A 25,370-nucleotide genomic window follows, 5' to 3' on the forward strand; every position below is an offset into this window, starting at 1 on the left:
GACCGGCCCCCGGCGCCGCCCCACCGACGACGCGACGCCGCGACGACGACCCGACGACCCGACGACCACGAGGAGCCCAGATGACCACCCAGGCCCCCGCCTCCACCGAGGTGGAACTCCAGATCGGCGGCATGACCTGTGCCTCGTGCGCCGCCCGGATCGAGAAGAAGCTCAACCGGATGGACGGCGTCGAAGCCACCGTCAACTACGCCACCGAGAAGGCCAAGGTGGTCGTCGCCGAGGGCATCGCCGTCGCCGACCTGATCGCCACCGTCGAGGCCACCGGCTACACCGCCGCCCTGCCCCGGCCCCCGGCCGCCGAACGCCCCGCCGGCGAGCAGGCCGAGCCGGCGGACGAACTCGCCCCGCTGCGCACCCGGTTGTTCACCGCGCTGGCCCTCGCCGTGCCCGTCATCGCGATGGCGATGGTGCCGGCCCTGCAGTTCGACAACTGGCAGTGGCTGTCCCTGACCCTGGCCGCCCCGGTCGTCACGTACGCCGCCTGGCCGTTCCACCGGGCCGCGTACACCAATGCCCGGCACGGCGCCGCGACGATGGACACCCTGGTCTCGCTCGGCACCGGCGCCGCGTTCCTGTGGTCGCTGTGGGCGCTCTTCCTCGGCGACGCGGGGATGCCTGGCATGCGGCACGGCTTCGAGTTCACCATCGGCCGCAGCGACGGGGCGTCCAACATCTACCTGGAGGCGGCGGCCGGCGTCACCGCCTTCATCCTGGCCGGCCGCTACTTCGAGGCGCGCTCCAAGCGCACCGCCGGCGCTGCTCTCAAGGCGCTGCTCGAACTGGGCGCCAAGGACGTGACGGTGCTGCGCGGAGGCGGCGAGGTGCGCGTCCCGATCGCCGAACTCGCCGCGGGCGACCGCTTCGTGGTCCGGCCCGGCGAGAAGATCGCCACCGATGGTGTGGTGGTCGAGGGCGCCTCCGCGGTGGACGCCTCGATGCTGACCGGCGAGTCCGTCCCGGTCGAGGTCGGGCCCGGCGACACCGTCACCGGCGCCACCGTCAACGCCGGCGGCCGCCTGGTCGTCGAGGCCACCCGGGTCGGCACGGACACCCAGCTCGCCCGGATGGCCAAGCTGGTCGAGGACGCGCAGAGCGGGAAGGCCGCCGCCCAGCGCCTCGCCGATCGGATCTCCGCCGTCTTCGTGCCGATCGTCATCACCCTCGCGGTCGCCACCCTCGGCTACTGGCTGGGCACCGGCGAGGGCTGGACCGCCGCCTTCACCGCCGCCGTGGCGGTGCTGATCATCGCCTGCCCGTGCGCCCTCGGCCTGGCCACCCCGACCGCGCTGCTGGTCGGCACCGGCCGCGGCGCCCAGCTCGGCATCCTGATCAAGGGCCCGGAGGTCCTGGAGTCCACCCGCCGGGTCGACACCGTCGTCCTGGACAAGACGGGCACCGTCACCACCGGCCGGATGGCCCTGCTCGCCGTCCGCACCGCCGAGGGCACCGACGAGATCGAGGTGCTGCGGCTGGCCGGCGCCCTGGAGCACGCCTCCGAGCACCCGATCGCCCGGGCCGTCGCCACCGTCGCCGCCGAGAAGCTCGGCGCCCTGCCCGCCGTCGACGGCTTCGAGAACGTCCCGGGCCTGGGCGTCCAGGGCGTGGTGGACGGGCACGCCGTGGTGGCCGGCCGGGAAGCCCTGCTCGCCGACTGGGCCCAGCACCTGCCGGCGGACCTGGCCGCGGCGAAGACCGCGGCCGAACGCGCCGGCCGCACCGCGATCGCGGTCGGCTGGGACGGCGAGGCCCGCGCGGTCCTGGAGGTCGCCGACGCGGTCAAGGAGACCAGTGCCGAGGCCGTCGGCAGGCTGCGGGAGCTCGGTCTGACCCCGGTCCTGCTGACCGGCGACAACCGCCTGGTCGCCGAGGCCGTCGCCGCCGAGGTCGGCATCGCCCCCGAGCAGGTGATCGCCGAGGTCCTGCCCCAGGACAAGGTCGACACCGTCCGGCGCCTCCAGGACGAGGGCCGGGTCGTCGCCATGGTCGGCGACGGGGTCAACGACGCCGCCGCCCTCGCCCAGGCCGACCTGGGCCTGGCGATGGGCGCCGGCACCGACGCCGCGATCGAGGCCGCCGACCTCACCCTGGTCCGCGGCGACCTGCTCGCCGCCGCGGACGCGATCCGCCTCGCCCGCCGCACCCTGGCCACCATCAAGGGCAACCTGTTCTGGGCGTTCGGCTACAACGTCGCCGCCCTGCCGCTCGCCGCGGCCGGGATGCTCAACCCGATGATCGCGGGCGCAGCGATGGCCTTCTCCTCGGTCTTCGTGGTCGGCAACAGCCTCCGCCTCCGCACCTTCCGCTGACCCCGCCCCCTGCCGGCCCCGGAACCCCGACGGTTCCGGGGCCGGCGTCGCAGGCTGCCTCCGAAGGGGTGCCCGAACCTCATTGTTGACGGTGCTCACATCGTCTCCTACAGTCATGTGTGCACCGCTTACATGGCCAGCAGGGAGGAGCCGGGCCATGCCGTCGGCGCAGACGAAGGACCCCACCGTCGAGGTCGACCTCGGAGGTCGCACGGTCGCCGTCCCGAAGGGGGGCCTCTACGACCGCTACCGGATGGATCCGGACCTCGACGAGATCGCCCGTGACCCCCGGGTCGGCGGTGTGGACTTCTTCCGGCAGCTGCCGAAGACCAGGGTCGACTCCCCGATCGGGCCGACGCTGACCCCGAACTTCTACTACGCGATCTCGACCGCCCGGGTCACGATGCTGGCGCCCTCCGGCGCGATCCGCGGCCGCCTTCCTCGCGAGCTCGAACCGCTGGAGCTCGTCCCGGGCCTCGGACTGGTCTCGGTGATGTTCTTCCGCTACGACGTCTGCGACATCGACTTCTACACCGAGGCCGCCGTCGGCATCGCGGTGAAGCCCGCGCGGCACGGGAGGCTCGGGTTCTTCGACCTCGTCTCCGGTCTCAAGAACGAGCACCTGGACTCGTACGTGCTCTCCCTGCCGGTGAGCACCGAGATCGCCCGGGTGCGCGGCCGCGACGGCTACGGCTTCCCCAAGTGGGTCACCGGCCTCGACGTCGACATCGACGCCGGGCGGACGAGCGCCCGCGTCGCCAACGACGCCGGCGGCGTCGACCTGTCGCTCCTGGCGGCCACGCCGAAGCAGAGCGCCCACCCGAGCGGCGACCGGGTCGGCTCGCTCACCTCGTACACGCGGATCAACGGCGCCTGGCACTCCACCCTGAGCCAGACCCACGTGCTGAAGGCCGGGACGGCGCGCGTCCCGCGGGACGTCCGCCTGCGGCTCGGCGAGGGCCGGATGTCGGACGACCTGCGCTCACTGAGACCGATCCGGACCGTCCGGTTCGACGTGATGACCGAGGGCCAGCTCGCCCTCCACATGCCGGTGCCCACCTCGGTCCCGCGCCGGACCGCTTAGCGGGCGGCCGTCGCCACGGCCACCGCGCGAACGCGCCGCCACCACCGATCTGTGGGCAAGCTGAGCAGGTCGGTGGGGCACACAGGAAGGCGAGACCATGAACCGAGTCCTCTTCGTCGTGACGGCGGCCGACACCTGGACGCTCAAGGACGGGACCAAGCACCCCACGGGCTTCTGGGGCGAGGAGCTGGCGGTGCCGCACAGGATCTTCGCCGAGGCCGGGTGGGAGGCCACGATCGCCACCCCGGGCGGGAAGCGGCCCACCCTGGACAGGATCAGCATGGGCCGCACCGCCGGCCTGCCCGGCACCCTCCGCGAGGTCGCCGACCACCTCGCCACGATCCAGGGCGAGCTGCGCAGCCCGGCCGCCCTCGGCGACATGGACCCCGACGACTTCGACCTGGTCTTCTACCCCGGAGGCCACGGCCCGATGGAGGACCTGTCGCACGACGAGGTGTCGGGCGCGCTCCTCACCAGGAGGATCGCCTCCGGCCGGCCGCTGGCCCTGCTCTGCCACGGCCCGGCGGCGCTGCTGGCGGCCAGGAACGACGACGGGTCCTGGCCGTTCGCCGGCTACCGGGTCACCGCGCTGTCCAACGTCGAGGAGAAGCTGAACAGCTTCGGCCGCAAGGCTCCCTGGTACCTGGAGGACAGGCTGCGCGAGAGCGGCGCGGACTACGCCAAGGGCGCCCTCCCGCTGGTGCCGCACATCGAGGTCGACCGCGCCCTCTACACCGGCCAGAACCCCGGCTCGTCCAAGCGGCTCGCCAACCGCCTGGTGGCCGACCTGTCCTGACGGCCCGGAGGGCCGGCCCGGCCCCGCCGGAGCCGGCCGGTCAGAAGGTGATCTCCAGCGCCACGACGGGGCGCCGGCGCCGCCGGCCGGTCACGGTGGCGTAGATGTCGCCCACCCGGGCCATCAGGTACTTGCGGCCCAGCAGGCGGCGGACCTTCTCCCTGCCCTCGGCGTCGAGCACCCGCCCGGTGCCCGCCGCCTTGGCGGCGCCGGGCTTGATCCGGCCGCGGACGTCGCAGACCACGACCTCGGCGCGCGGGTCCCGGCGCAGCCGCTTGACCTTCCACGAGTCGGCCTCGGTCCAGACGTACAGCAGGCCGTTGTCGACCACGTGCCACACCGGGGTGGCGACGGGCGTGCCGTCCTTGCGGAAGGTGGTGAGGCTGACGTAGCGGGCGCGCGTCAGTGCGTGGAGGGTGCTCGGGTCGAGCGCGGTCACGGCGGGTCCAATCTCGGGGGCTGGGTGCTTACGGCTGAGCGGTCGGTGCCGGTGGGGTCACGGTGAGCAGGGCCCGGACGGCGGCGTGGACCTGGTCGGAGACGGCCTCGGGGGTGGAGGTGTCCAACTTCCCGTCCAGGTGCAGGAAGGCCAGGCCGTGCACGAAGGCCCACACGGCGGTGGACAGGGCCTCCGGGTCGGAGTCGGGGAAGACGCCGTGGACGATGCCGCGGACGTACTCCCGGATGGCGGTGGTCGCCGCGACGCGCTCCTCGTCCGTCGGGTCGCACGGCTCGGCGAACATCACCCGGAACATCGCCGGGCGTTCCAGCGCGAACCGGACGTAGGCGACCGCGATCCCGGCGAGGTCCTCGGGCGTGCGCGGTGCGGGGTGGGCGGCCGTCAGGTGGCCCGCGAGTTCGACGTAGCCCTCCGCCGCGACCGCGGAGACGAGCGCGTCGCGGTCGGCGTAATGGCGGTAGGGGGCGGTCGCCGAGACGCCCGCCCGCCGCGCCACGGCCCGCAGGGACAGCCCCGCGCTGCCGTCCTCCTCCAGCAGCTCCCGGGCGGCGCGCAGGCACGCGGCGCGCAGGTCGCCGTGGTGGTACGAGGCATTCGCCTGTGTCATGGGTCACCCTCTCCGATGTTTACACCGCCTACATTGCCCCTCTAATGTGAGCGATGTACACATATTAGTCGACAGGAACGAGGGACCGTCCGATGGCCGGCGAACTGTTCACCCCGCTGCCCCTGGGCTCCGGGGCGGTACTGCCCAACCGGATCGCCAAGGCGGCCATGGAGGAGAACCTGGCCGGCACCGGCCAGCTCCCCGACCGGCACCTGATCGAGCTGTACCGGCGCTGGGCCTCCGGCGGCACCGGACTGCTGATCACCGGCAACGTCATGGTCCACGCCGAGGCGCTGACCGGCCCGGCCGGCGTCGTGCTCGACGAGGCCGCGCCGCTGGAGCCCTTCGTGGCATGGGCGAAGGCCGCCAAGTCGGCCGGCGGCGCGGTCTGGATGCAGATCAACCACCCCGGACGCCAGGTCCACGCCGGGATGCCCGGCGTCGTGTGGGGCCCGTCCGCCGTCGGCGTCGACCTCGGCAGGCACAGCGGCCGCTTCGGCCGCCCGACCGCGATGACCCCCGAACAGATCGACGCCACCGTACGGCGCTTCGCGGTCACGGCCGCACGCGCCGAACAGGCGGGGTTCGACGGGGTGGAGATCCACGCCGCCCACGGCTACCTGCTGTCGCAGTTCCTGTCACCCCTCGTCAACAGGCGCACCGACGCCTGGGGCGGATCCCTGCCGAACCGGGCCAGGATGCTGCTGGACACCGTCCGCGCCGTGCGCGCCGCCGTCCCGCCGAGCTTCACGGTCGCGGTGAAGCTCAACTCCGCGGACTTCCAGCGCGGCGGGTTCGACGCCGACGACGCACGCCAGGTGATCGAATGGCTGTCGGTGCTCGACGTCGACGTGGTCGAACTCTCCGGCGGCAGCTACGAGAGCCCCGCGATGACCGGCCGCGCCGCCGACGGCCGCACCCGGGCCCGTGAGGCGTACTTCCTGGAGCTCGCCGAGGACCTGGCCGCGACCAGCCCCGTCCCCCTGATGCTCACCGGCGGCATCACCCGGCGCGAGACCGCCGAGCAGGTCCTGGCCGGCGGCGTCGCCCTCGTCGGCATGGGCACCGCCCTCGCCGTCACCCCGGACCTGCCCAACCGCTGGATGGGCGGCCACGAGGCCGACCGGCAGCTGCGACCGGTCACCTGGAAGGACAAGCCCCTCGCCTCCGCCGCGAGCATGGCACAGGTCCGCCGCCAACTGCGCCGCCTCGCCCGCGGCAGCGAGCCGCGACCCGGCATCCACCCGGCGATCGCCCTGCTGGCCGAGCAGCGACAGCAGCGCCGGGCCCTGCGCCGCTACCGCGTCTGGCTGCCCGAGCGGCAGACGCCCGCCGCCGGGCACCCCGGCCGGTGACCACGCGCCCCGGGCCGGGCACGGGCCCGGCGCGGGCCGGCGCGGTGTCAGGTCAGCGGCGCTCGCCCAGGCACAGCACCAGGGTGGAGCTGCGACGCGTCTCGACGTAGGTGGCCACCAGCGCCTGCTCTGTCTCGCACTCCTTCTCATTGGCGCCGTGGACGACCTTGAGCACGGTGAACTCGGCGTTCGCCGCGCCGCAGTCCACCAGGCTCACGTCCGGCTTGCTGTCGGTGCCGGCGTTGTGCGCGCAGTCACCGGCCTTCGCCGCGGCCGGGTTGTCCCGGGAGACGTACGCGGCCACGGCGAGCGCCGCCGCGATCACCACGACCATCGCGCCGATCTTCAGGATGCCGGGGATCCGGCGGGACTTGGGCGCCTCGACCGGCTCGAACGGTATCGGCGGGGGCGCGAATGCGAACTCGGGCGCGTACTCAGGTGCGGGTGCGGGTGCGGGTGCGGGTGCGGGTGCGGGCGCTGGCGCGGGCGCCGGCGCGGCCTGGTGCCCGGCGGGGCCGGTGACGGCGTCGGGCAGCGGCGGAGTGCTCAAAGGGGTTCCTTCACTCGGACGACGAAGCGGCACGGCAGATGACCGCTGCGCCACCCAACAGCCCCGAGCGGGCTGCGCACAACCCAATTCCTCCCCCTCCCTGTTCGCCCGGCCGGCGCGGACGGCCTGACACCCCGCCAACCCGTGGGTGTCGTGGATGCGGGGAGCAGGTGGAGGTTTCGGGCGGCCTCGACCGACGGACCGCGCTGTGGGTGGCCGCGTGCCTACAGTCGGGCCCGGGGCCGGTACGACGCCGCAAGGAGAGTGCTCGATGATGTCGATGTCCGCGGTCCGCCCGATGCCCGTCACCTTCCCGGACAGCCCGCTGCCCCACCTCCCGGTCCCCGCGGAGCTGCGCTTCGATGCCGACCGGCCCTTCGCCGCCTGCCTGTTCTTCCCGGTCGACGAGTGCGAGTGCATCGACGGCGACGAGCCGGTGTGCTGGTGGTTCGGCCGCGACCTCCTGAACGAGGGCCGGCGCGCGCCCGCCGGGAACGGCGACGTGAGGGTCAGTCCCGGCGCCGAGGGCGAGATCCGCATCACCCTGGTCGGCGAGACCGGGCAGGCGGTGGTCAGTGCCCCGGCCGACGTGGTCACCGCCTTCCTCGCCGACAGCTTCCGGCTGGTCCCGGCCGGTTCGGAGTCCGACCACCTGGACATCGACGCGCTGCTGGCGCAGTGCCTCGGCGCCGGCTGAATCCGGTGAGGGCGTGCGGGCCTTCGGCCGGTGGGCCGACGGCGGCCAGGACGGACCCGGGGCTCCCGAGGACGAGGGCGGCCGGCGCGGGTGGTCAGACGGCGGTGGCGTGGACGGTGACGGGGATGTTGCCCCGGGTGGCCTTGGAGTAGGGGCAGATCCGGTGGGCGGCCTCGGTGAGCTCCTCGGCGGTGGGCTGGTCGACGCCGCCGAGCCGCGGGGCCAGCGTGGCCAGCAGCGAGAACTCGCCGTCGTCGCCGTGGTGGAGGGTGACCTCGGCGCTGACCGCGGCGCTGGTCAGCCTGATCCGGCGCTGGGCGGCGGCGTGGCGGAGGGCGCCGAGGAAGCAGGCGGCCCAGCCGGCGGCCAGGAGCTGCTCCGGGTTGGTGGCGTCGCCGGCCCCGCCGAGCTCCTTGGGGATGGACAGGCGGTGTTCGAGCAGCCCGTCGCCGGAGCGGGCGGTTCCGCCGTTGCGGCCCTCGCCGGTGACGTCGACGGTGGCGGTGTAGGTGACGGCCATGGTGGGTTCTTCCTTCCGGTACGGATCAAGGGCTGGGGTGCGGGGAGCGCGGGTCAGGGTTGGGGCAGCCGGTTGCGGGCCTCGATCGCGCTGATCGTCGTCCTCAGCGCCTTCGCCAGGACGCCCCGGCCGACGGTGCCCAGCAGCAGGCCGGTGACGCGGCCCTTGAGGTTCTTGCCCTCGCGGACGACCACGACGTCCAGCTGCGTCGAGCCGTCGGGCAGCCGGGTGAAGGCGTAGGTGTGCCCGGAGGCGCCGCCCCAGAGGTTGGAGTCGGTCGTGGTCATCACCACGCGGTCCGGGTCGGACCAGTCGTACCGCAGCCGTTCCCACACACCGCCCGACCCCTCGGTGACGTCCGCGTGGTCGACACCCTCCGCGTGGACCCGCAGGTACTCGTCGGCGCTGTTGGGGAACAGGGCCCGGCGCCCCGGCCCGAAGTCGGTGAGGCTCGCCACGAACTGCTCGGGGGTGGCCTGCGTCCGCTCGGTGAAGTGGATGGTTGCCATGGGTTCGCCCTGCGCTCCTCGCATCGGTGGTCCGTACGGCCTGGCGGCCTGAACGGGTGCCCTCAGCCTCCCCGGTGGCGGACCCCGGTCGAGCCGGTGACGAACCCTGGCCCCGCCCGGCCAGTGCCCCGGCCAGTGCCCGGGCCGGTACCCGGGCCGGGACGACCAGGGTCCGGCACCGGCTCGACGCGCCCCGGGCCGCGGGATCGTCGTCGGTGGATGCGGACGGCATCCCTGGCGGCGAAGGAGCTGACGATGGTGGAGTACAAGATCGAGGTTGTGGTCGTCCCGGTGTCGGACGTGGACCGGGCCAAGGACTTCTACACGCGGATCGGGTTCCGCGAGGACGTCGACTTCACCGGCCCCGGCGGCTTCCGGGTGGTGCACCTGACCCCGCCCGGCTCGGCCGCGTCGATCGTCATCGGCAGCGGCGTGACCGACGCGGCGCCGGGCTCCGAGCACGGTGTGCACCTGGTCGTGGACGACGTCGTCGCGGCCCGCGCCGAGCTGGTCGCGGCCGGGGTCGAGGTCGGCGAGGTCTTCCACGACGCCGGCGGCGTCTTCCACCACGCCGGCACCGCAGAGCGCGTCCCCGGACCGCACCCGGCGCGGCAGTCGTACGGCTCGTTCGCCTCGTTCACCGACCCGGACGGCAACACCTTCGTCCTGCAGGAGGTCACCACGCGGCGCCCCGGCCGGATCGGGCACGTGGTCTACCGCGCGGCCGACGAGGTCGAGGCGGCACTGCGCGACGCGGCGCTCGCCCACGGCAGGTACGAGGAGGAACTCGGCCACCACGACCAGGACTGGCCGACCTGGTACGCCGCGCACATGGCCCGCGCGGCCGGGCTGGGCAGCTGAAACGCGCCGACGGGGCGTGGTCGCAGGGACGGGCCGGACGGCAGGACGACGGGGCGGGCGGGCACATGCAATCCATCACCACGACGACGATGGTGGGCCGCGAGGACGAGCAGGCGGAGCTCGCGGCGTTCGTGGGGTCGGCGACCGGCCGGGCCCTGGTCCTGCGCGGGGACACCGGCGTCGGCAAGAGCTCGCTGCTGGGCCACGCCGCCGCGCTCGCGGACCGGGAGGGCCACCGTGTCGTCCGGGCCGCCGGCGTCGAAGCCGAGTCCGCGCTGCCGTACGCGGGGCTGCACCAGCTCCTCCATCCGCTGCTTCCCGACATCGCACGGTCGGACATTGCGCGGCAGGAGGCTGCCGGGCCGGACGGCGGGATACGGGCGGTGTTCGGCGCCGTGTTCGGCGCGGCGCAGGGCGATCCGCCGTCGGTCATGACGCTCGGCATCGCCGTGCTCGGCCTGCTGCTGCGCTCCGCCGCCGAGCGGCCGCTGCTGCTGGTGCTCGACGACGGGCAGTGGCTCGACGACGCCAGCGCCGACGTCCTCGGCTTCGTGGGCCGGCGCCTGAGCAGCAGTCGGGTGAGGCTGCTGATCGCGGTCCGCACCGACCTCGCCTCCCGGTTCGACACCGCCGCCCTGCCCGAACTGCCGATCGCCGCCCTCACCGGCGAGGACGCGGCGCGCCTGCTGGACCGGTGCCACCCGGACCTGGGCCGGCGGATCCGCCGACTCGTCCTGGAGCAGGCCGAGGGCAACCCGCTCGCCCTGGTGGAGCTGCCCGCCCACCTCATCGGCCGGGCGGACGACCCGACGCTCGACGACCTCGCCGGCCCGCACGGCGTCCCGCTGCCCCGGCGGCTGCAACAGCTGTACGGCGCCCGGATCGAGGCCCTCGACGAGCACGTGCGGGCCGAGCTGCTGCGGGGCGCGCTCGACGGCGCCGGGACCACGGCCGGCACCGACACCGTCCCGGGCGCGCGCTACCCCATGCGCGACGCCGACCAGGCCGTGGCCGCCGGGCTGCTGGACGTCGCGGTGACCACCGGCGAGTTCGTCTTCCGGCACCCGCTGGTGCGCTCCGCCGTCGTGCGGACGGCCACCCCCAACCAGCGCCGCGCCGCGCACCTGGCGCTGGCCCGGGTCCACCGGACGAACCTCGAACGCCGGGCGACGCACCTGGCGGCGGCCACGGTCGACCCCGACGAGGAGGTGGCAGGCGTCCTGGAGGCGGCGGCCGGGTCCGCGACCCGGCGCGGCGGCGCGCTCGCGGCCGTGACCTGGCTGACCCGGGCCGCCGAGCTCAGCGAGAACCCCGCCGACCGGTCCCGACGCCTGGCCGACGCGGCCTTCGTCGCCGGCCACGCCGCCCGCCTCGGCCAGGCGCACCGGCTGGTCCGGGCGGATCCCGTCCCCGGTTCGGCGGGGTCGCCGGCCTCGGTGCTGGCGGCCGCCTACCAGGCGCTCTACCAGGACGGGGACGTCCGCTCCACCCACCGTCAGGTGTCGGCCGCGATCGAGAAGCTGCGCGCCGACCGGCCCGCGGCCGCGCCCACCGCCGCGCCCACCGGCGGTGCGGTCGACGGCGGTGCGGTCGACGGCGGCGAACCCGGGGAGGTCCTCACCCGGCTGGTGGTCCTCCTCCTGGCGATCAGCCAGTACAGCGGCGACCGCACGGTCTGGGAGAGCACCCACCGCCTCCTCGCCTCGCTCGGCGACCTCGTCACCGACCGCGCGCGGCTCTACAGCGCCACCTGGAGCGACGTCACCCGGTACGGCGCCGACCGGGCCGAGGCGGTGCGCGCCGCCGCCGCCGACCTGCCGGGCCTGGCACCGTGGGACGTCTCGCGGCTGGGCGCGGCCGCCTACCACCTCGACCTCCTGGACCACTACCGCCCGCACCTGCAGCGGGTCGTGGACCGCGAGCTGGAGACCGGGGCGGTGGCCACCGGCATGGTGATGCTGCACCAGATCCTGCTCGACCAGATGGCGGTCGGCGAATGGGCCGAGGCCGAGTCCACCGGACAGCGCGGCCTGGACCTGGCCGTCGAGCACGGCCACCACCTCTTCGCCGCCCAGAGCCGCGCGTACCTGGCCCAACTCGCGGCGCTGCGCGGACAGCTCGGACGGGCCAGGGACCTGCAGGCCGAGGTGGACGCCTGGGCCCGCCCGCGCGGGGTGGGATTCCTGACCCAGGTCGCCGACTCCGCCGGTGCCACCGCCGCGCTGGGCTCCGGGGACCACGAGGCCGCGTACCTCTACGCCATCGGCATCACCCGGCCGGGCACCTTCCGGCCCTACGCCTACCAGGCCCCGCGCACCCTGCTCGACCTCGTCGAGGCCGCCCGGCACACCGGCCGCGCCGAGCAGGCCCGGGCCCACGCCCTCGCCGCCCGCGACGCCGGCCTGCCGCTGGTCTCACCCCGGCTGGCCCTCATCACGTACGGCGCGCTGGCGATGACCGCCGAGAGCGACGGGGAGGCCGCCGAGATGTTCGGGCGGGCCGAGTCCCAGCCGGAGGCCGGCCGCTTCCCGTTCGAGCTGGCCCGGATCCGGCTCGCGCACGGCATCCGGGTGCACCACGTCCGGGACGGGGCGGCGGCACGGCAGTACCTCGTCCCGGCGGCCGAGGCGTTCGAGCGGCTGGGCGCGGCCGGCTGGGCCGAGCGGGCCCGGGCCGAACTGCGCGCCACCGGCGCCCCGCCGCGCGCCGCGACGCCGAACCTCGCCTCGCTGACCTGGCAGGAACGCCGGATCGCCGACCTGGCCGCGGGCGGCCTGACCAACAAGGAGATCGGCACCCGGATGCACCTGTCGCCGCGCACCGTCAGTTCGCACCTCTACCGGATCTTCCCGAAGCTGGGCATCACCACCCGGGCGGCGCTGCGCGACGCGCTGAGCCGGGCCGACGGGGCGTCACAGCCCTGACGGCCGCGCCCGGTCCTGCGTGACGGCGCCGATGCCGTTCGCGGCCAGCCAGGCGAGCACGTGGTCGGCGACCGCGCGCCGGCCGCCGTCGAACACCAGGGAGTGCCCCCGGTCGGCGAACTGCTTCAGGTCGGTCACCGCGGGGGAGTCGCCGTAGAGCTTGTAGACCGCGCGGGTCACGGCGTCCGGAACGATCCGGTCCTCCTGGCCGGAGACCAGCAGCAGCGGCCCGCGCGCCGGGTCGGCGGTGTTGACGGCAGTGTCCACGGCGGCGTCCGCGGCTGCGTCCACGGCGGTGTCGGCCGGACCGGCGGCGGGACGGTCGAACCCGAGGTCCGCGAGCAGCGGGCGCGGGGCCGGGACGGCGTACCGCTCGAAGAGCTCCGCGGCCTCCCGCTCACCGACCGCGTTGGCGACCAGGTGCCGGAACCGCCCGCGGGTGAGCGGCTCGGTGCCCGGGCCGGGGCCGTCCTGGGGGCTGCCCTCGACGGGCCGTACGCCGCCCGGCGGCAGCGGTGCGAGGGCCACCGCCGCGCGGCCGAGGCCGGCGCCGAGGAGGAGCCGGGCGATCAGGCCGCCCGCCGAGTGCCCGATCAGCACCGGCGGGTCGTCGAAGGAGCGCACGATCCGCTCGTGGTGGGCGGTGAGCGCGGCCAGCCCGAGCCCGTGCCACGGACCCGGACCGCGGCGGACCCCGGCGGCGGTGGGGGCCTCCCCGGGCCAGCCCGGGACCGACACCGCGTAACCGTGCGAGGCGAACTGCTCGGCCCAGCCCTCCCACGAGGACCGGTGGAACCACGCACCGTGGATCAGGACGACGGGGGTTTGCTTCACGGCCAGACCTTCCGACTGCACACGACGGTCCGCCCCGGCGCGGCGGCCCTCGTCCGAGGATCACCGAGCGGTGGGGCGGCGGAAACAGTCGGATGACTGCAGGTGACGGCCCGGCAGGTCCGCGGGCTCGGGCGGGTGTCTCGACGTCATGTGACGGATGCGGCCGGCTGGTGGCCGAAGAAGAGTGGAGGCGTCAGCGAGCCTTCAGGAAGGACCAGACATGATCAGCAGGCGTACGTTCACCCGGGCGGTCGGCCTCGGCGTGGGCGCCACGGCCCTGTCGCTCGGCGCGGCGGCCCCCGCGCCCGCCGCCCTCGCGGCCGGACCCGACCGGTCCGAGGGCCCGGGCCGTGCCGGTCGCCCGGGCCCGGTCGTCCCGACCGTCGCCCCGGGCACGCACACCGCGTTCCCCGCCCTCAAGCAGGTCCGGGCCGGCGTGCTCGACATCGGCTACGCCGAGGCCGGGCCGAAGCACGGGCCCGTGGTCGTCTGCCTGCACGGCTGGCCGTACGACATCCACAGCTTCGTCGACGTGGCGCCGCTGCTCGCGGACGCCGGCTACCGGGTGATCGTGCCCTACCTGCGGGGCCACGGCACCACGACCTTCCTGGCGCCGACCACGGTCCGCAACGCGCAGCAGTCCGCGATCGCCCTCGACATCGTCGCGCTGATGGACGCCCTGAAGATCGACCGGGCGGTGCTGGCCGGCTTCGACTGGGGCTCGCGCACCGCCGACATCATCGCGGCGCTGTGGCCGGAGCGGGTCAACGCCCTGGTGTCGGTGAGCGGTTACCTCGTCACCAACGTCCCCGCGCAGCAGAACCCGCTGCCGCCGAAGGCCGAACACACCTGGTGGTACCAGTACTACTTCGCCACCGAGCGCGGCCGCGTCGCCATGGAGACCCGGCAGAACCGGCACGACCTGTGCCGACTGGTGTGGGACGAGACCTCCCCGACCTGGGACTTCGACGACGCCACCTTCGAGCGCACCGCCGCGGCGTTCGAGAACCCCGACTACGCCGCCATCGTGATCCACAACTACCGCTGGCGCCTGGGCCTCGCCGACGGCGAGCGCCGCTACGACCGCCACGAGCACCTGCTCGCGGCCCGGCCGGCCGTCACCGTGCCGACCATCACCCTGGACCCGGCCCTCGACCCGTTCCTCGCCACGACCGACGGCGCGGCGTACCGGAAGTACTTCACCGGCCCGTACGAGCACCGCGTGCTCCCCGGCGTCGGCCACAACGCGCCGCAGGAGGCGCCGACCGCGTTCGCCCAGGCCGTCGTCGACGCGGACCGGCTGTGACCCGCGAGCAGGCGGCGGAGCTCCGCAGGGCCCGGTTCGGCACGCTCCCGGCACGCGTCGCCTTCGAGGACATGGTCGAGGAGAAGCCGGTGCCCACGGCCCGGCGGACCGCGGAGGCCCACGACCCCGACGCCCTGGCGGTCAGATTCTCCTGCCTGGCCGCGGACTTCGGCCTCTGAGCCCCGGCCGCCCCTGCGGGAGACAGCCTCCACACTCACCGGGGCGACGCGCCGCCGAGGTGACGGGCCAGGAACTCGGCCTCCCGGGTGATGTGCTCGGGCGCGTACCAGCGGGCGTGGTCGTAGTGCGGGTGATCCAGCCACGGCGCCATCGCGACGACCATCTCCGACCAGCCCTCGTGCAGCCGGGCCCGGATGTCGGCGGCACCGGGGCGGGCGGCCAGCGCACGGATCTCCGTCAGCGTGCGCGTGGTCGCCCGGTGGGCCAGCTTGGCCAGCGCCCGGGCCACCTCCTGGGACTGCGGGTCCTCGATGCGGTGCCGCTCGTCGATGAGCCGTTCCAGCAGGAAGTCCTCCGCGGACAGCACGTCGGCCTCGGTGAGGTCGGCGGTGTACCGGAGCTCGGCCGTGGGTGGCCTCGGCACACGCGGCGCGGTCGTCTCGTTCATGGATCCCCCGGTTCGGGGTGGACCGGACGGACGGGTCGTCACTTCCGGCTCATCACCTCGGACACCGCACTCTATGCGAGGTGATGCAGGTCACACGAGAGTTTTGAAGATTTTCTGACAAGTTCGACCGCCGACGACCCCGGGCAGGCGCGATGGGCCGGCACCGGGGGCGTCGGTAGGCTCGGGGTGTGGCCCTGCGTCGTCCCCGACGTCGTCGGGGACGACGGCATCCTGCCCGGCCAGGACAACCCGACGATGGACGAGGTCTTCGGCTCATGATCCACCCGCACGAGCTGCGCATCGCCAAGGCCGTGGCCGACGGTATCCGCGAGCTGCCCGCCCGGGCCCGCGAGGAGTTGCGTGCTGCGCTGCTGCGGGCGCAGGAGGACCCGTACGGCTGGCCCCAGGCGGACCGGTACGACCTGGACGACACCGTCCGTGTCGTCACCACCGGCGCGGTGATCGCGCACTACGCGATCGTCCCCACCACCCCGCACCTGTGGCTGTTCGCGATCACCGTGCTGTGACCGCGCGGTAGGGAGGCGGGTCGGTGCCTCGGGGTCCGTCCCGCCGAGCCGGTGGGACGGACCCCGGGGGCGGGTCAGTCGCGCGGTGGTTGGACGCAGCGGAAGCTGCTCGCGGCGGCCGGGTCGCCGTGGCCGGTGTAGTGGGGGACGGTCGGGTAGCGGCAGAGGTCGCGGGTGACGGTGCGGCCGTCGGCGGTGGTGAGGTCGGCGTGCAGGACGGCGGGTGCCCTGCCCTGCTCGACCCAGGCGGTGAGTGCGGCCAGGTCGTCGACCTTGCCGCCGTTGAGGCCGCAGTGCGGGACGCCGGGTGCGAGGAACAGCCGGTAGAAGTCGTCGACCCGCTTGCTGCCGCCCATCTCGCGTTCCACGCGCTTGCGGTAGTCGACGGTGCCGGCGGTGGGGATCAGCTGGTCGGCGGTGCCGTGCCAGGTGATCAGCTTGCCGCCGGCGGCGCGGAAGGCGGAGAGGTCGGGGTCGCGGGTGCCGATGACCTGGTCGTACTCGGCCCTGGCCGTGCGGAAGATCTCCTCGAACCGGGCGTAGCTGAGGTTCGCGATGTCGAACGCGGGCTGCTTCTGCACGAAGGTGGCGGCCCAGACGGCGGGGACGACGAACGGCGAGCCCGTGGTGACGCCGTTCTCGTCGGTCCTGCTGGCCGCGAGGTAGCGGAAGTCGGCGCCGATCGGCAGGCCGTACCAGAGCCGCTTGCCGCCGGCGTCGCGCGGGCCGTCCCAGATCCTGCGGACCACCTCGGCGTCGGCCGCGGTGACGGTGATCTCCTTGCCGTCGCAGACGATCCGGGTGCCGATCAGGCGGCGCGGGTCGTAGTCGCAGCGCGCCGGGTCGCCGACCAGGCCGTCGGCGGCGCCGTCGAGCCGGTCGCAGGCGGTGAGGGCGGCCCGGTTGAAGGCGTCGAACTCGCAGGCGGTCGGGTAGGTGCGGGTCTCGTGCATCACGACCTGCGGCCACAGGGTGGCGATCTCGAACTGGTTCCAGTTGATGCCGGGCGCCGAGGCGTTGATGCCGTCGAAGTCGTCCGGGTACCGCTGGGCCTCCAGATAGCCCTGGCGGCCGCCGGTGGAGCAGCCGTTCCAGTAGGACCAGGAGGCGGCCCTGCCGTACACGCCGGCCACGACGTCCTTGCCGACCAGGGCCATCTCGTGCGCCGAGCGGGAGGCGAAGTTGTCCAGCAGTGCGGTGTTGACGTGGCCGGAGGCGTCCAGCGCCCAGCTGGTGTCCAGGGCACCGCCGACGCCGGCGTCGGTCGTGGCGGCGGCGTAGCCCTGCTTGACGGCCGCGGCGAGTCCGGCGCCGTTGTCCCCGGCGGCGTACGCGCTGCCGCCGACCGCCTGGAAGCGGCCGTTCCAACCGGCCTGCGGCAGCCAGACGTTCACTTCGGCGTGGTCTCCCGCGCCGGGGTGGGTGAGGGTGACAGTCACCTCGCAGTGCGCCGGGACGTCGGGCACCGGGAAGCCGCCGAGCGGCGGGACCCCGGGTACCTGGAAGGTGCCGGCCGGGACGCCGACGGCGGTCACCGACTCCACCGCGGTGCCGGCCGGGGCGGGAGGCGCGACCGGGGCGCAGGTGAAGGACAGCGGGCCGTGCGGTGCGGTGTCCGCCGATGCGCCGACCGGCGCGCCGAGGGCGGCGGCCAGCGGGACGGCGGCGGCTGCGACGGCCAGGAACCGTCGTTTCATGTTCGCTCCAAGGGTGTTCGGGTAGGGCGCCCTCACTGTCGCCGCCGCACCGGGGCCGGCACATCAGTCACCTGACGGTCGGTCAGTGCGCGGCCTGCCGGGCCCGCCGGTGGCGTCACATGACCGATGTGTCCGGGGCGGACCGCGGGCAACAGTGGGGACCGCCAAGCCCATCGCCCTTGTTCGGACCCCCTGGAGCGTGATCTCCCGTGTACAGCCCTGAGAACGTCCGCAAGCGCCGGTTCACCGCCGCCGCCGTCGCGGTCGGCACGGCCGCGGCCATCGGCGCGTTCGCCGTCGCCGGCACCGCGGACGCCGCCGCCCCCACCTCGGCGGCCCCCACCTCGGCGGCCGCGGACCCGGCGGCCGACCGGGGCCCGAAGCCGACCGTCGTCCTGGAGCACGGCGCGTTCGCCGACGGCTCCAGCTGGGACGGCGTCGTCGCCGCGCTGCGCCGCGACGGCTACCCGGTGGTGGCCGCCGCCAACCCGCTGCGGGGGCCGGCCTCCGACGCCGCCGCGCTGCGCAGCCTCGTCGACCACCTGAAAGGCCCCGTCGTCCTCGTCGGCCACTCCTACGGCGGCTCGGTCATCAGCCAGGCCGCCGTCGGCGAGCCCCGGGTCAAGGCCCTCGTGTACGTCGCCGCGTTCCTGCCCGCGCCGGGCGAGTCCGCGCTGGAGCTGACCGACCGCTTCCCCGGCTCCACCCTGCCGGGCACGCTGGACCCGGTGCCGTTCACCGGCGCGGACGGCAGCACCGGCACCGACCTGTACATCCAGCAGGACAAGTTCCGGGCGCAGTTCGCGGCCGACGTCCCGGCGGACCGGGCCGCCCTGGCGGCGGCGGCCCAGCGGCCGATCGCCCAGGCCGCGTTGACCGAGAAGGCCACCGCCGCGGCCTGGGAGACCGTCCCCAGCTGGGACATCGTCACGACCGAGGACCTCAACATCCCGGCCGCCGCCCAGCGGTTCATGGCCCGGCGGGCCCACGCCCGCACCACCGAGGTGGCCGCGTCGCACTCCGTCGCGGTCTCCCACCCCGACCTGGTGGCCGGCGTCATCGAGAAGGCCGCCCGCGCCACCCGCTGACCGGCCGCCGGGCCTGCAGGGTGACCGGCGGCTCCTGAACGCCGGGAGGGCGGACGTCCCCCCTCCGCCCTCCCGGCCGTCCACCGCGGACGCGGTCGAGGACGGTCACCGCCCGGACAGGGCGCCGTCGATCTCGCGCCGGGAGGAGATCCCCAGCTTCACGAAGACCTTGCGCAGGTGCCACTCCACCGTGCGCGGGCTCAGGAAGAGCTGCGCGCCGATCTCCGCGTTCGGGTGCCCGCCGGCCGCGAGCCGGGCGATCTGCGCCTCCTGCGGCGTCAGGACCGGCGCGCCCACCGTCCGCCTGCGGACGGTCTCGCCGGTGGCGAGCAGCTCCCGCCGGGCCCGCTCGGCGAACGCCTCCATCCCCATCTCCGCGGCCGCCTCGTGCGCCGCGTGCAGCTCGTCGCGGGCCTGGGCCCGCCGGTTCCGGCGGCGCAGCCATTCCCCGAACAGCAGCCGGGCCCGGGCCTCCAACGCGCCGAGCCCGCCCCGACCGTAGTGGTCGACGGCCTCGCGGTAGTGGTCCTCGGCCCGCTCGGGCGCCCCGGTCAGGGCGTCGGCGACGGCGTTCGCCCCGAGCGCCCAGGGCGTGCCGGCCCGGCTCCACTCGGCCAGCCGCTCGCGCGCCCGGGCCGCGACGTCCAGGTCACCGGTGCGGGTCGCGGCCTCGACCAGCTCGCTGCACGTCCAGTGGTGGACGACCAGGTCCCGGTGGTCGATGCCGCGCAGCGCCGCCTCCATCGCGAGCGGGTAGTTGCCCAGCCCGTTGTGGAGCACGGCCCGCGCGCACGCCGCCATCGCGGTGAGCCGGCCGAGGCCGCGCCGTTCGCCCTCGCGCTCCATCGCCTCGATCACCTCCAGCGCCGGCTGCTCCCGGCCCCGGTACGCGCTGATCAGGCCGGTGGTGACCAGGCGCGTCGCGACGCCCGCGGCCTCCTCCACGACCGCCGCCTCGGCCAGCAGGTCCCTGGCCTCGGCGAACCGTCCCGCGTACCCCAGCGAGGCCGCCCGGTACGGCAGCGCCGTGGAGAGGACCGACAGCGTGCCCGTCGTCCGGGCGAAGCGGGCCGCGCGCTCGGTGATGTCCAGCCAGGCCCGGTGATCACCCAGCTCCACGGCGGCGTTCGCGGCCGGCCACAGCACCGCCAGGTCCTCGTCGGCGGTGAGGGAGTGCAGCGCCCGCTCCAGCAGCGGGAAGGCCGCGACCGGCCCGTCCGTCGCCCAGGCGACCAGGGCCCGGAGGAAGACCCCCGCCGTCTCCTCGCCCGGCGGCAGGTCGCGGGCCGCCTCGGCGACCCGCCGCAGCCCGCCCGCGTCGTACCGGCCCGCCCAGATGGCCGCGCCGAACGCGGCGAGGTAGGTCTCCCGCGCGGCGGCCGGGTCGAGCTCCCGGAGCCGTCCCGCCGCGTCGAGCAGGGGCTGCACCGCGCCGAACCCCGGGTCGGTCATGGACGAGGCCCGGGCCCGCAGCCGACTCGCGTCGGCCTGCTGCAGCGGGTCCAGCGGTCCCAGTTCGGCGGCGGCGATCAGGTCGGGCACCCGGGCCGGCGCGCCCGCGGCGAGGTGCGCCGACGCGGCCGCCAGCGCGCGCCGCGCGCGCTCCTTCGGGTCGGGGGTGAGCGCGGCGGCACGTTCCAGGAACGAGGCGGCGGCCGCCCGGCCGCCGCGCGCCAGCGCCCGGTCGGCGGAGCGCTCCAGCGCGGCGGCGACCTGCTCGTCCGGGCCGACGGCGGCGTGGGCCTGGTGCCAGGCCCGCCGGTCGGGGTCGCGCCCGGCGTCGGTCGCCTCCGCGAGGGCGCCGTGCGCGGCCCGCAGCGCGGCCGCGTCCGCGCCCCGCCAGACCGCCGAACGCACCAGCGGGTGCCGGAACCGCACCGGGACGCCCAGGGTGATCAGGTCCGCGGCCTCGGCCGCCGCCGCTGCCTCCAGCCCGATGCCCAGCAGGCGCAGCGCGTGCCACAGCAGCGGCCCGTCGCCGACCGGTTCGACCGCCGCGACCAGCAGCAGGGCCCGGGTGTCGGCCGGCAGCGCCTCCACCCGCCGGCGGAAGCCGTCCTCGACCCGGGTCGCCAGCGGACCGGCGCCCGGCCCGCCGAACCCGAACGCCAACTCCGTCGGCGACAGGCCCCGCGGCAGCTCCAGCAGGGCCAGCGGGTTCCCGCCGGTCTCCGCGACGATCCGGTCCCGCACCCGGGCGTCGACCGGGCCCGGCAGCACGCCGTCGAGCAGCGCCCGGGCATCGGCGTCGGCCAGCCCGCTCAGCGGAAGCTCCGGCAGGCCCGAGAAGCCGTCCTCGTGCCCCTCGCCGGTGATCCGCTCGGCGAACACCAGCGCCACCGACTCGGCGTCCAGCCGGCGCCCGACGAACGCCAGGATCCGGTGGGACATCAGGTCCAGCCACTGCGCGTCGTCCACCAGGCACACCAGCGGAGACCCGGCCGCGGCCTCCGCGAACAGACCGAGCACCGCGATCCCCACCAGCAGCATCTCCGGCGGATTCCCCGCGCTCAGGCCGAACGCGACCCGCAGCGCGTCCTGCTGCACCGGCGGGAGCCCGTCGAGGTGCGACAGGAGCGGGGCGCACAGGCGCTGCAGGGCCGAATAGGCGAAGTCGGACTCGGCCTCGACACCCGCCGCGCGCACGGTCCGCACCGGCGCCGCCCGCTCGGCCAGATGATCGAGCAGCGCCGACTTCCCGACGCCGGCCTCGCCGCGCAGCACCAGCACCCGGCTGCGCCCCTCGCGCACCTCGCGCAGCAGGCGGTCCAGCGCCTCCAACTCCCTGGCCCGCCCGAGCAGTCGGCGGTTCGGCTGTTGCGACATGTCCCCTCCGGCACCAGTTCCTCCCGGAGGAGCTCCACCCATCCTACGAACTGCGGTTTCTCCGGTCCGCCCTGCCCGACACCCACCGACTGGACGTCATGTGACGGAGGCGCGGTGGACGCCCCGCGCAGCAGAGTGGGGACCGGCGGACCTCAGCAACAGAGCGGAAGGATCTCGACATGACCCGTACGTGGTTGATCACCGGAGCGTCCCGGGGCTTCGGACGCCGGCTGGCCGAAGCGGCCCTGGCCCACGGCGACCAGGTCCTGGCGACGGCCCGGCGGCCGGAGCAACTGGCGGACCTGGCCGCCCGCCACGGTGCGCGCGTCCGCACCGCGGCCCTGGACGTCACCGACGCGGACGCGGCCCGCGCCGCGGTGGGCGCCGCGGTCGAGGCGTTCGGCCGGCTGGACGTGGTGGTGAACAACGCCGGGTACGCCAACAGCGGGCCGATCGAGGAGATGACCGACCGGGACTTCCGCGCGCAGTTCGAGGCGAACTTCTTCGGGCTGGTGAACGTCACCCGGGCCGCGCTGCCGGTGCTGCGCGCGCAGCGGTCGGGCGTGTTCGTCCAGTTCTCGTCCGTCGGCGGCCGGGTCGGCGGCACCCCGGGCATGGGTGCGTACCAGAGCGCCAAGTTCGCCGTCGAGGGCTTCTCGGAGGTCCTGGCGAACGAGGTCGCCCCGTTCGGGGTGAAGGTCCTCGTCGTCGAACCCGGCGCCTTCCGGACGGACTGGCAGGGCTCGTCCATGGAACTGCACGCGGTGGGCCCCGACTACGAGGAGACCGTCGGTGCCATGAACCGCTACCGGCAGGAGAACGACGGCACGCAGCCCGGCGACCCCGCCCGCGCCGCCCAGGTGATCATCGACGTCCTCGGCCACGACGACCCGCCGCGCCGACTCCTGCTCGGCGCCCAGGCCGTGACCGCGGCCCTCGCCGCCGGCGAGGCGCGCGCCGAGGAGGCCCGGACCTGGGCCGCCGCGAGCGCCGCCGCCGACTTCCCGCCCGGCGGGTGAGCGGTACCCGTGAACGGACCGGCAAGCACCACGGCCGCCGGCGTGACGTCGTCCTCCTCGAACGCCGCAGCCCCGTCGTGTCCTGACATCTGATCAGGCCGTTGCGGTGCGGAGCTGTCCGAGCTCGTCGAGTCCGTCCAGGGCTTGTTGGACGTAGGCGGGGAGCCGGTGCTCGCGGGCGAGGTCGAGGGCACGCCGGAACGAGGTGGCGGCCTCCTCCCAGTGGCCGAAGTGGAGGTGGGCGCGGCCGGTGATCAGCAGGCAGTCGGTGATGCCGTTCGTACTGCCGATCTGCTCGTTGATGCGGCTGGCCTCGCCGAGGGCGGCCAGCGCCTCCTCGCGCCGGCCCAGCCCCCGCAGGCAGTCGCCGTGGTTCGCCAGGGCCACGGCGGTGTTGAACCGGTTGCCGTGCCGCCGCCAGATCTCGACTGCTCGCCGGAACCCCGCCTCGGCCGCCGCGAAGTCCTTCAGGTGCAGATGGGCAGCCGCCATGACGGTCACCAGGAGGTCGTCGTCCTCCGGGACGCCGAGCTCGAGTGCGCGCCGCGCGAAGGCCAGCCCGGCCGCGCCGTCGTCCATCTGGTTGTGGAGAACGGCAAGATTCTTCAGGACGCTTGTCACGAGGTCGTTGTGGCCCGTCCGTTCGGCTCTGTCGAGGGCTGCCGTGAGCGCGGCGGACGACTCCGGATAGCGGTCGGACATGCCGTGGAGCACACCGATCCGTTCGAGCATCAGGGCCTGGCCCAGCAGGTCGCCGGTCCGCTCGGCGCTGCGCAGCGCCAAGCCGTGGCATTCGTCGGCGGCGCCGGTCCACCAGCCGGCGGTCATGTGACCGGAGAGGCCGTGGGCGATCCGCCAGGCGAGGTCCGGGCGGGAGGAGTCCGCGGCCTGACGGACCACCGCGGAGATGTTGCTGAGTTCCTGGGTGCACCACGCCCGCACCTGCGGGCCGTCCGCGAAGTCCGGCGGTCCGGCGGCGGGCTCGTCCGGCAGCGAGGCGATCCGCCACGTGCCGGGGAGGATGGTGCGGTGGGCGTGCTGGAGTGCGGCGTAGTACCAGACCATGAGCCGGACCTGGGCTGCGTCGCGGTCCTGGTGGCTTTCCTCGGTGGTGGCGGTCTCTGCGGCGAGTTCGCTGAGGAGGTCGTGGAAGCGGTACCTGAGGGGTTCGGGGCTCTGGAGGAGTTGGTGGTCGACGAGGGTTTCGAGGAGTTCGGCTGCGGTGTGCTCGGGGTGTTCGGTGAGTGCCGCTGCCTGTTTGACGCCGAAGACGAGGCCCGGCCACAGGCCGAGGAGTCGGAAGAGGCGGGCCGCGTCGCGTTCGTCGGGGTTGTCGCTGTCGCGCAGGGCGGTGTAGCCGGAGGCGAGGGTGGTGCGCACGGACAGGTGTCCGGCGGTGAGTGAGCGCAGGCGTGAGCCGTCGGCGGTGAGCAGGTCGGCGAGGATGCGAAGGGACCAGGAGGGTCGGGAGGCGAGTCGGGCGGTGGTGATCCGCAGGGCGAGTGGCAGTCCGCCGCAGGCGGCGAGGAGCCGGAGGGCGTCGTCGGGTTCGGCGTTGACGCGTTCGGCGCCGCACACCCGGGCCAGCAGGTCGCGCTGTTCGTCGACGTCCAGTGGTTCCAGGGCGAGGTGGTGGGCGCCCGGCAGGCCGGTCAGCGTGGTGCGGCTGGTGACCAGGACGGCGCAGTGGCCGTGGCCGGGCAGCAGGGGCAGGACCTGTTCGGCGTCGCGGGCGTTGTCCAGGACCAGCAGGACCCGTCGGTCGGCGAGGTGGCTGCGCAGGTGGGCGGCGCGGTCGTCGGTGTGCTCGGGCAGCACGGCGCCGCGCAGCTCCGGGTCGAGATCGCCCAGGAAGCGGGCGACGACGTCGTGCGCGTCGCGCGGGCGGGCGTTGCCGAAGCCGTGCAGGTCGACGTAGAGCTGCCCGTCCGGGAACAGGTGCCGCACCCGGTGTGCGGCATGGACGGCCAGGGCCGTCTTGCCGACCCCGCCCATCCCCGACACCGCCAGCACACAGGAACCCGCGCCGGACGCGGCCGCCTCCAACCGGCCCGTCAGCGCGGCCAGCCCGTCGGCGCGCCCGGTGAAGTCGGACGTGTCGGCCGGGAGCTGGGCGGGTGAAGGCCGGGGTGGGGCTTCTGCAGGCTCGGGTGCCGTCGGGAGATCCGGGTCGGTGGTCGGTGCCGGTGCTCGGAGGAGGTCGGGGTCGGCCTGGAGGACCTGCTGGTGGACGGTGCGGAGGGCCGGTCCGGGGTCGATGCCGAGTTCTTCGGCGAGGCGGTGGCGGATGCCGTCGTAGGCGTCGAGTGCTTCGGCCTGCCGGCCGTTGCGGTAGAGCGCGGTGACCAGGTGGACGTGGAGGGCTTCGTGGAGGGGGTTGAGGGCGGCCCAGCGGGTGAGTTCGGCGAGTGCGCTCGCGTGCCGGCCGAGGTGCAGCTCGGCCTCGAAGAGCCACTCGGCGGCCTGGAGACGCGCCTCCTCGAAGGACCGGACGGACGGTAGCGCGTCCTCGGCCGGCAACGGGAGATCGCCGAGCGGTGTGCCGCGCCACAGGCCGAGCGCGGCCTGCGCGGAGTGGCTGACGGCGTGCCAGTCGGCCTGCCTGCGGGCCGCGCCGGCGGCGGTGACCGCCCGGGTGAAGTCCTCGGTGTCGAGTTCGGCCGGGCCGGTCCGCAGTTGGTAGCCGGAGGGGACGGTCCGAAGGCGGTCCGGGCCGAGGAGGCGGCGCAGCCGGGAGACCTGGTTGGTGAGCGCC

Annotated in this window: 22 protein-coding genes; 12 read left to right on the top strand and 10 right to left on the bottom strand. The window is 74.9% G+C overall.

Translation table 11 applies throughout. The annotated features are described in order from the left end of the window. Nucleotides 1–80: 80 nt before the first annotated feature. From ACGFX4_RS29390 to ACGFX4_RS29400, 3 genes are all read left to right on the top strand, one after another. A complete protein-coding gene (locus ACGFX4_RS29390; RefSeq protein WP_393080547.1) occupies nucleotides 81–2,327 on the top strand; it encodes a heavy metal translocating P-type ATPase in 2,247 nt (748 codons plus the stop codon). 157 nt (nucleotides 2,328–2,484) lie between these two features. Further along, nucleotides 2,485–3,411, top strand: coding sequence for an acetoacetate decarboxylase family protein (locus ACGFX4_RS29395; RefSeq protein WP_393080550.1), 927 nt, complete (start codon nucleotides 2,485–2,487; stop codon nucleotides 3,409–3,411). A 97-nt stretch (nucleotides 3,412–3,508) separates the two neighbouring features. After that, nucleotides 3,509–4,207, top strand: coding sequence for a type 1 glutamine amidotransferase domain-containing protein (locus tag ACGFX4_RS29400; protein ID WP_393080553.1), 699 nt, complete (start codon nucleotides 3,509–3,511; stop codon nucleotides 4,205–4,207). Between the two features lie 40 nt (nucleotides 4,208–4,247). On the opposite strand, the gene ACGFX4_RS29405 is transcribed toward ACGFX4_RS29400, so the two are convergent. Continuing rightward, nucleotides 4,248–4,646: a PPOX class F420-dependent oxidoreductase gene (locus tag ACGFX4_RS29405; RefSeq protein WP_393080556.1), complete on the bottom strand. Its 399-nt coding sequence runs from the start codon at nucleotides 4,644–4,646 to the stop codon at nucleotides 4,248–4,250. Between the two features lie 28 nt (nucleotides 4,647–4,674). Beyond that, on the bottom strand, nucleotides 4,675–5,274 hold the full coding sequence (locus ACGFX4_RS29410) for a TetR/AcrR family transcriptional regulator (protein ID WP_393080558.1): 600 nt from the start codon (nucleotides 5,272–5,274) through the stop codon (nucleotides 4,675–4,677). Between the two features lie 92 nt (nucleotides 5,275–5,366). On the opposite strand from ACGFX4_RS29410, the gene ACGFX4_RS29415 reads away from it, so the two are divergent. Beyond that, complete coding sequence (locus ACGFX4_RS29415) at nucleotides 5,367–6,629, top strand: NADH:flavin oxidoreductase/NADH oxidase family protein (RefSeq protein ID WP_393080561.1); 1,263 nt, start codon at nucleotides 5,367–5,369, stop codon at nucleotides 6,627–6,629. Nucleotides 6,630–6,681: 52 nt separating this feature from the next. On the opposite strand, the gene ACGFX4_RS29420 is transcribed toward ACGFX4_RS29415, so the two are convergent. Next, nucleotides 6,682–7,179 (bottom strand): hypothetical protein, encoded by a 498-nt coding sequence (locus ACGFX4_RS29420; protein ID WP_393080564.1) that lies wholly within the window; start codon nucleotides 7,177–7,179, stop codon nucleotides 6,682–6,684. A 271-nt stretch (nucleotides 7,180–7,450) separates the two neighbouring features. Between ACGFX4_RS29420 and ACGFX4_RS29425 the strand changes: the two genes are divergently transcribed. Further along, on the top strand, nucleotides 7,451–7,876 hold the full coding sequence (locus ACGFX4_RS29425; RefSeq protein WP_393080567.1) for an SsgA family sporulation/cell division regulator: 426 nt from the start codon (nucleotides 7,451–7,453) through the stop codon (nucleotides 7,874–7,876). A 94-nt stretch (nucleotides 7,877–7,970) separates the two neighbouring features. On the opposite strand, the gene ACGFX4_RS29430 is transcribed toward ACGFX4_RS29425, so the two are convergent. Beyond that, nucleotides 7,971–8,396, bottom strand: coding sequence for an organic hydroperoxide resistance protein (locus ACGFX4_RS29430; protein ID WP_393080570.1), 426 nt, complete (start codon nucleotides 8,394–8,396; stop codon nucleotides 7,971–7,973). 53 nt (nucleotides 8,397–8,449) lie between these two features. Next, the gene (locus ACGFX4_RS29435; protein ID WP_393080573.1) at nucleotides 8,450–8,905 is read right to left on the bottom strand and encodes a hypothetical protein; all 456 of its coding nucleotides are present in this window, start codon (nucleotides 8,903–8,905) and stop codon (nucleotides 8,450–8,452) included. A 219-nt stretch (nucleotides 8,906–9,124) separates the two neighbouring features. Between ACGFX4_RS29435 and ACGFX4_RS29440 the strand changes: the two genes are divergently transcribed. Both ACGFX4_RS29440 and ACGFX4_RS29445 read left to right on the top strand, forming a co-directional pair. Continuing rightward, nucleotides 9,125–9,766: a VOC family protein gene (locus ACGFX4_RS29440; RefSeq protein WP_393080575.1), complete on the top strand. Its 642-nt coding sequence runs from the start codon at nucleotides 9,125–9,127 to the stop codon at nucleotides 9,764–9,766. Nucleotides 9,767–9,831: 65 nt separating this feature from the next. Next, on the top strand, nucleotides 9,832–12,690 hold the full coding sequence (locus ACGFX4_RS29445; protein ID WP_393080578.1) for an AAA family ATPase: 2,859 nt from the start codon (nucleotides 9,832–9,834) through the stop codon (nucleotides 12,688–12,690). On the opposite strand, the gene ACGFX4_RS29450 is transcribed toward ACGFX4_RS29445, so the two are convergent. Further along, a complete protein-coding gene (locus tag ACGFX4_RS29450; protein ID WP_393080580.1) occupies nucleotides 12,679–13,524 on the bottom strand; it encodes an alpha/beta hydrolase in 846 nt (281 codons plus the stop codon). The genes ACGFX4_RS29445 and ACGFX4_RS29450 overlap by 12 nt on opposite strands. A 220-nt stretch (nucleotides 13,525–13,744) precedes the next feature. On the opposite strand from ACGFX4_RS29450, the gene ACGFX4_RS29455 reads away from it, so the two are divergent. Continuing rightward, nucleotides 13,745–14,830 (top strand): alpha/beta fold hydrolase, encoded by a 1,086-nt coding sequence (locus ACGFX4_RS29455; RefSeq protein ID WP_393080583.1) that lies wholly within the window; start codon nucleotides 13,745–13,747, stop codon nucleotides 14,828–14,830. Then, complete coding sequence (locus tag ACGFX4_RS29460; protein WP_393080586.1) at nucleotides 14,827–15,009, top strand: hypothetical protein; 183 nt, start codon at nucleotides 14,827–14,829, stop codon at nucleotides 15,007–15,009. Before ACGFX4_RS29455 ends, ACGFX4_RS29460 begins: the two co-directional genes overlap by 4 nt. 35 nt (nucleotides 15,010–15,044) lie before the next feature. On the opposite strand, the gene ACGFX4_RS29465 is transcribed toward ACGFX4_RS29460, so the two are convergent. Next, the gene (locus ACGFX4_RS29465; protein WP_393080589.1) at nucleotides 15,045–15,458 is read right to left on the bottom strand and encodes a hypothetical protein; all 414 of its coding nucleotides are present in this window, start codon (nucleotides 15,456–15,458) and stop codon (nucleotides 15,045–15,047) included. A gap of 275 nt (nucleotides 15,459–15,733) precedes the next feature. On the opposite strand from ACGFX4_RS29465, the gene ACGFX4_RS29470 reads away from it, so the two are divergent. Further along, nucleotides 15,734–15,985, top strand: coding sequence for a hypothetical protein (locus ACGFX4_RS29470; protein WP_345695472.1), 252 nt, complete (start codon nucleotides 15,734–15,736; stop codon nucleotides 15,983–15,985). Between the two features lie 74 nt (nucleotides 15,986–16,059). Here the strand turns inward: ACGFX4_RS29470 and ACGFX4_RS29475 are convergent, their stop codons facing one another. After that, nucleotides 16,060–17,682, bottom strand: coding sequence for a tannase/feruloyl esterase family alpha/beta hydrolase (locus tag ACGFX4_RS29475; protein WP_393080592.1), 1,623 nt, complete (start codon nucleotides 17,680–17,682; stop codon nucleotides 16,060–16,062). Between the two features lie 209 nt (nucleotides 17,683–17,891). On the opposite strand from ACGFX4_RS29475, the gene ACGFX4_RS29480 reads away from it, so the two are divergent. Beyond that, nucleotides 17,892–18,770, top strand: a complete 879-nt coding sequence (locus ACGFX4_RS29480; protein ID WP_393080594.1) for an alpha/beta fold hydrolase — start codon at nucleotides 17,892–17,894, stop codon at nucleotides 18,768–18,770. A gap of 105 nt (nucleotides 18,771–18,875) precedes the next feature. On the opposite strand, the gene ACGFX4_RS29485 is transcribed toward ACGFX4_RS29480, so the two are convergent. Continuing rightward, complete coding sequence (locus ACGFX4_RS29485; protein ID WP_393080596.1) at nucleotides 18,876–21,596, bottom strand: ATP-binding protein; 2,721 nt, start codon at nucleotides 21,594–21,596, stop codon at nucleotides 18,876–18,878. 179 nt (nucleotides 21,597–21,775) lie between these two features. On the opposite strand from ACGFX4_RS29485, the gene ACGFX4_RS29490 reads away from it, so the two are divergent. Further along, nucleotides 21,776–22,615 (top strand): oxidoreductase, encoded by an 840-nt coding sequence (locus ACGFX4_RS29490; protein WP_393080599.1) that lies wholly within the window; start codon nucleotides 21,776–21,778, stop codon nucleotides 22,613–22,615. A 93-nt stretch (nucleotides 22,616–22,708) separates the two neighbouring features. Here ACGFX4_RS29490 and ACGFX4_RS29495 read toward each other — a convergent pair. Next, nucleotides 22,709–25,370: BTAD domain-containing putative transcriptional regulator (locus tag ACGFX4_RS29495; RefSeq protein WP_393080601.1), on the bottom strand; the 2,662-nt coding region annotated here is incomplete at its 5' end.

Origin of the sequence: Kitasatospora sp. NPDC048365, assembly GCF_043200835.1 — a bacterium.
Lineage (GTDB): Bacteria > Actinomycetota > Actinomycetes > Streptomycetales > Streptomycetaceae > Kitasatospora > Kitasatospora terrestris.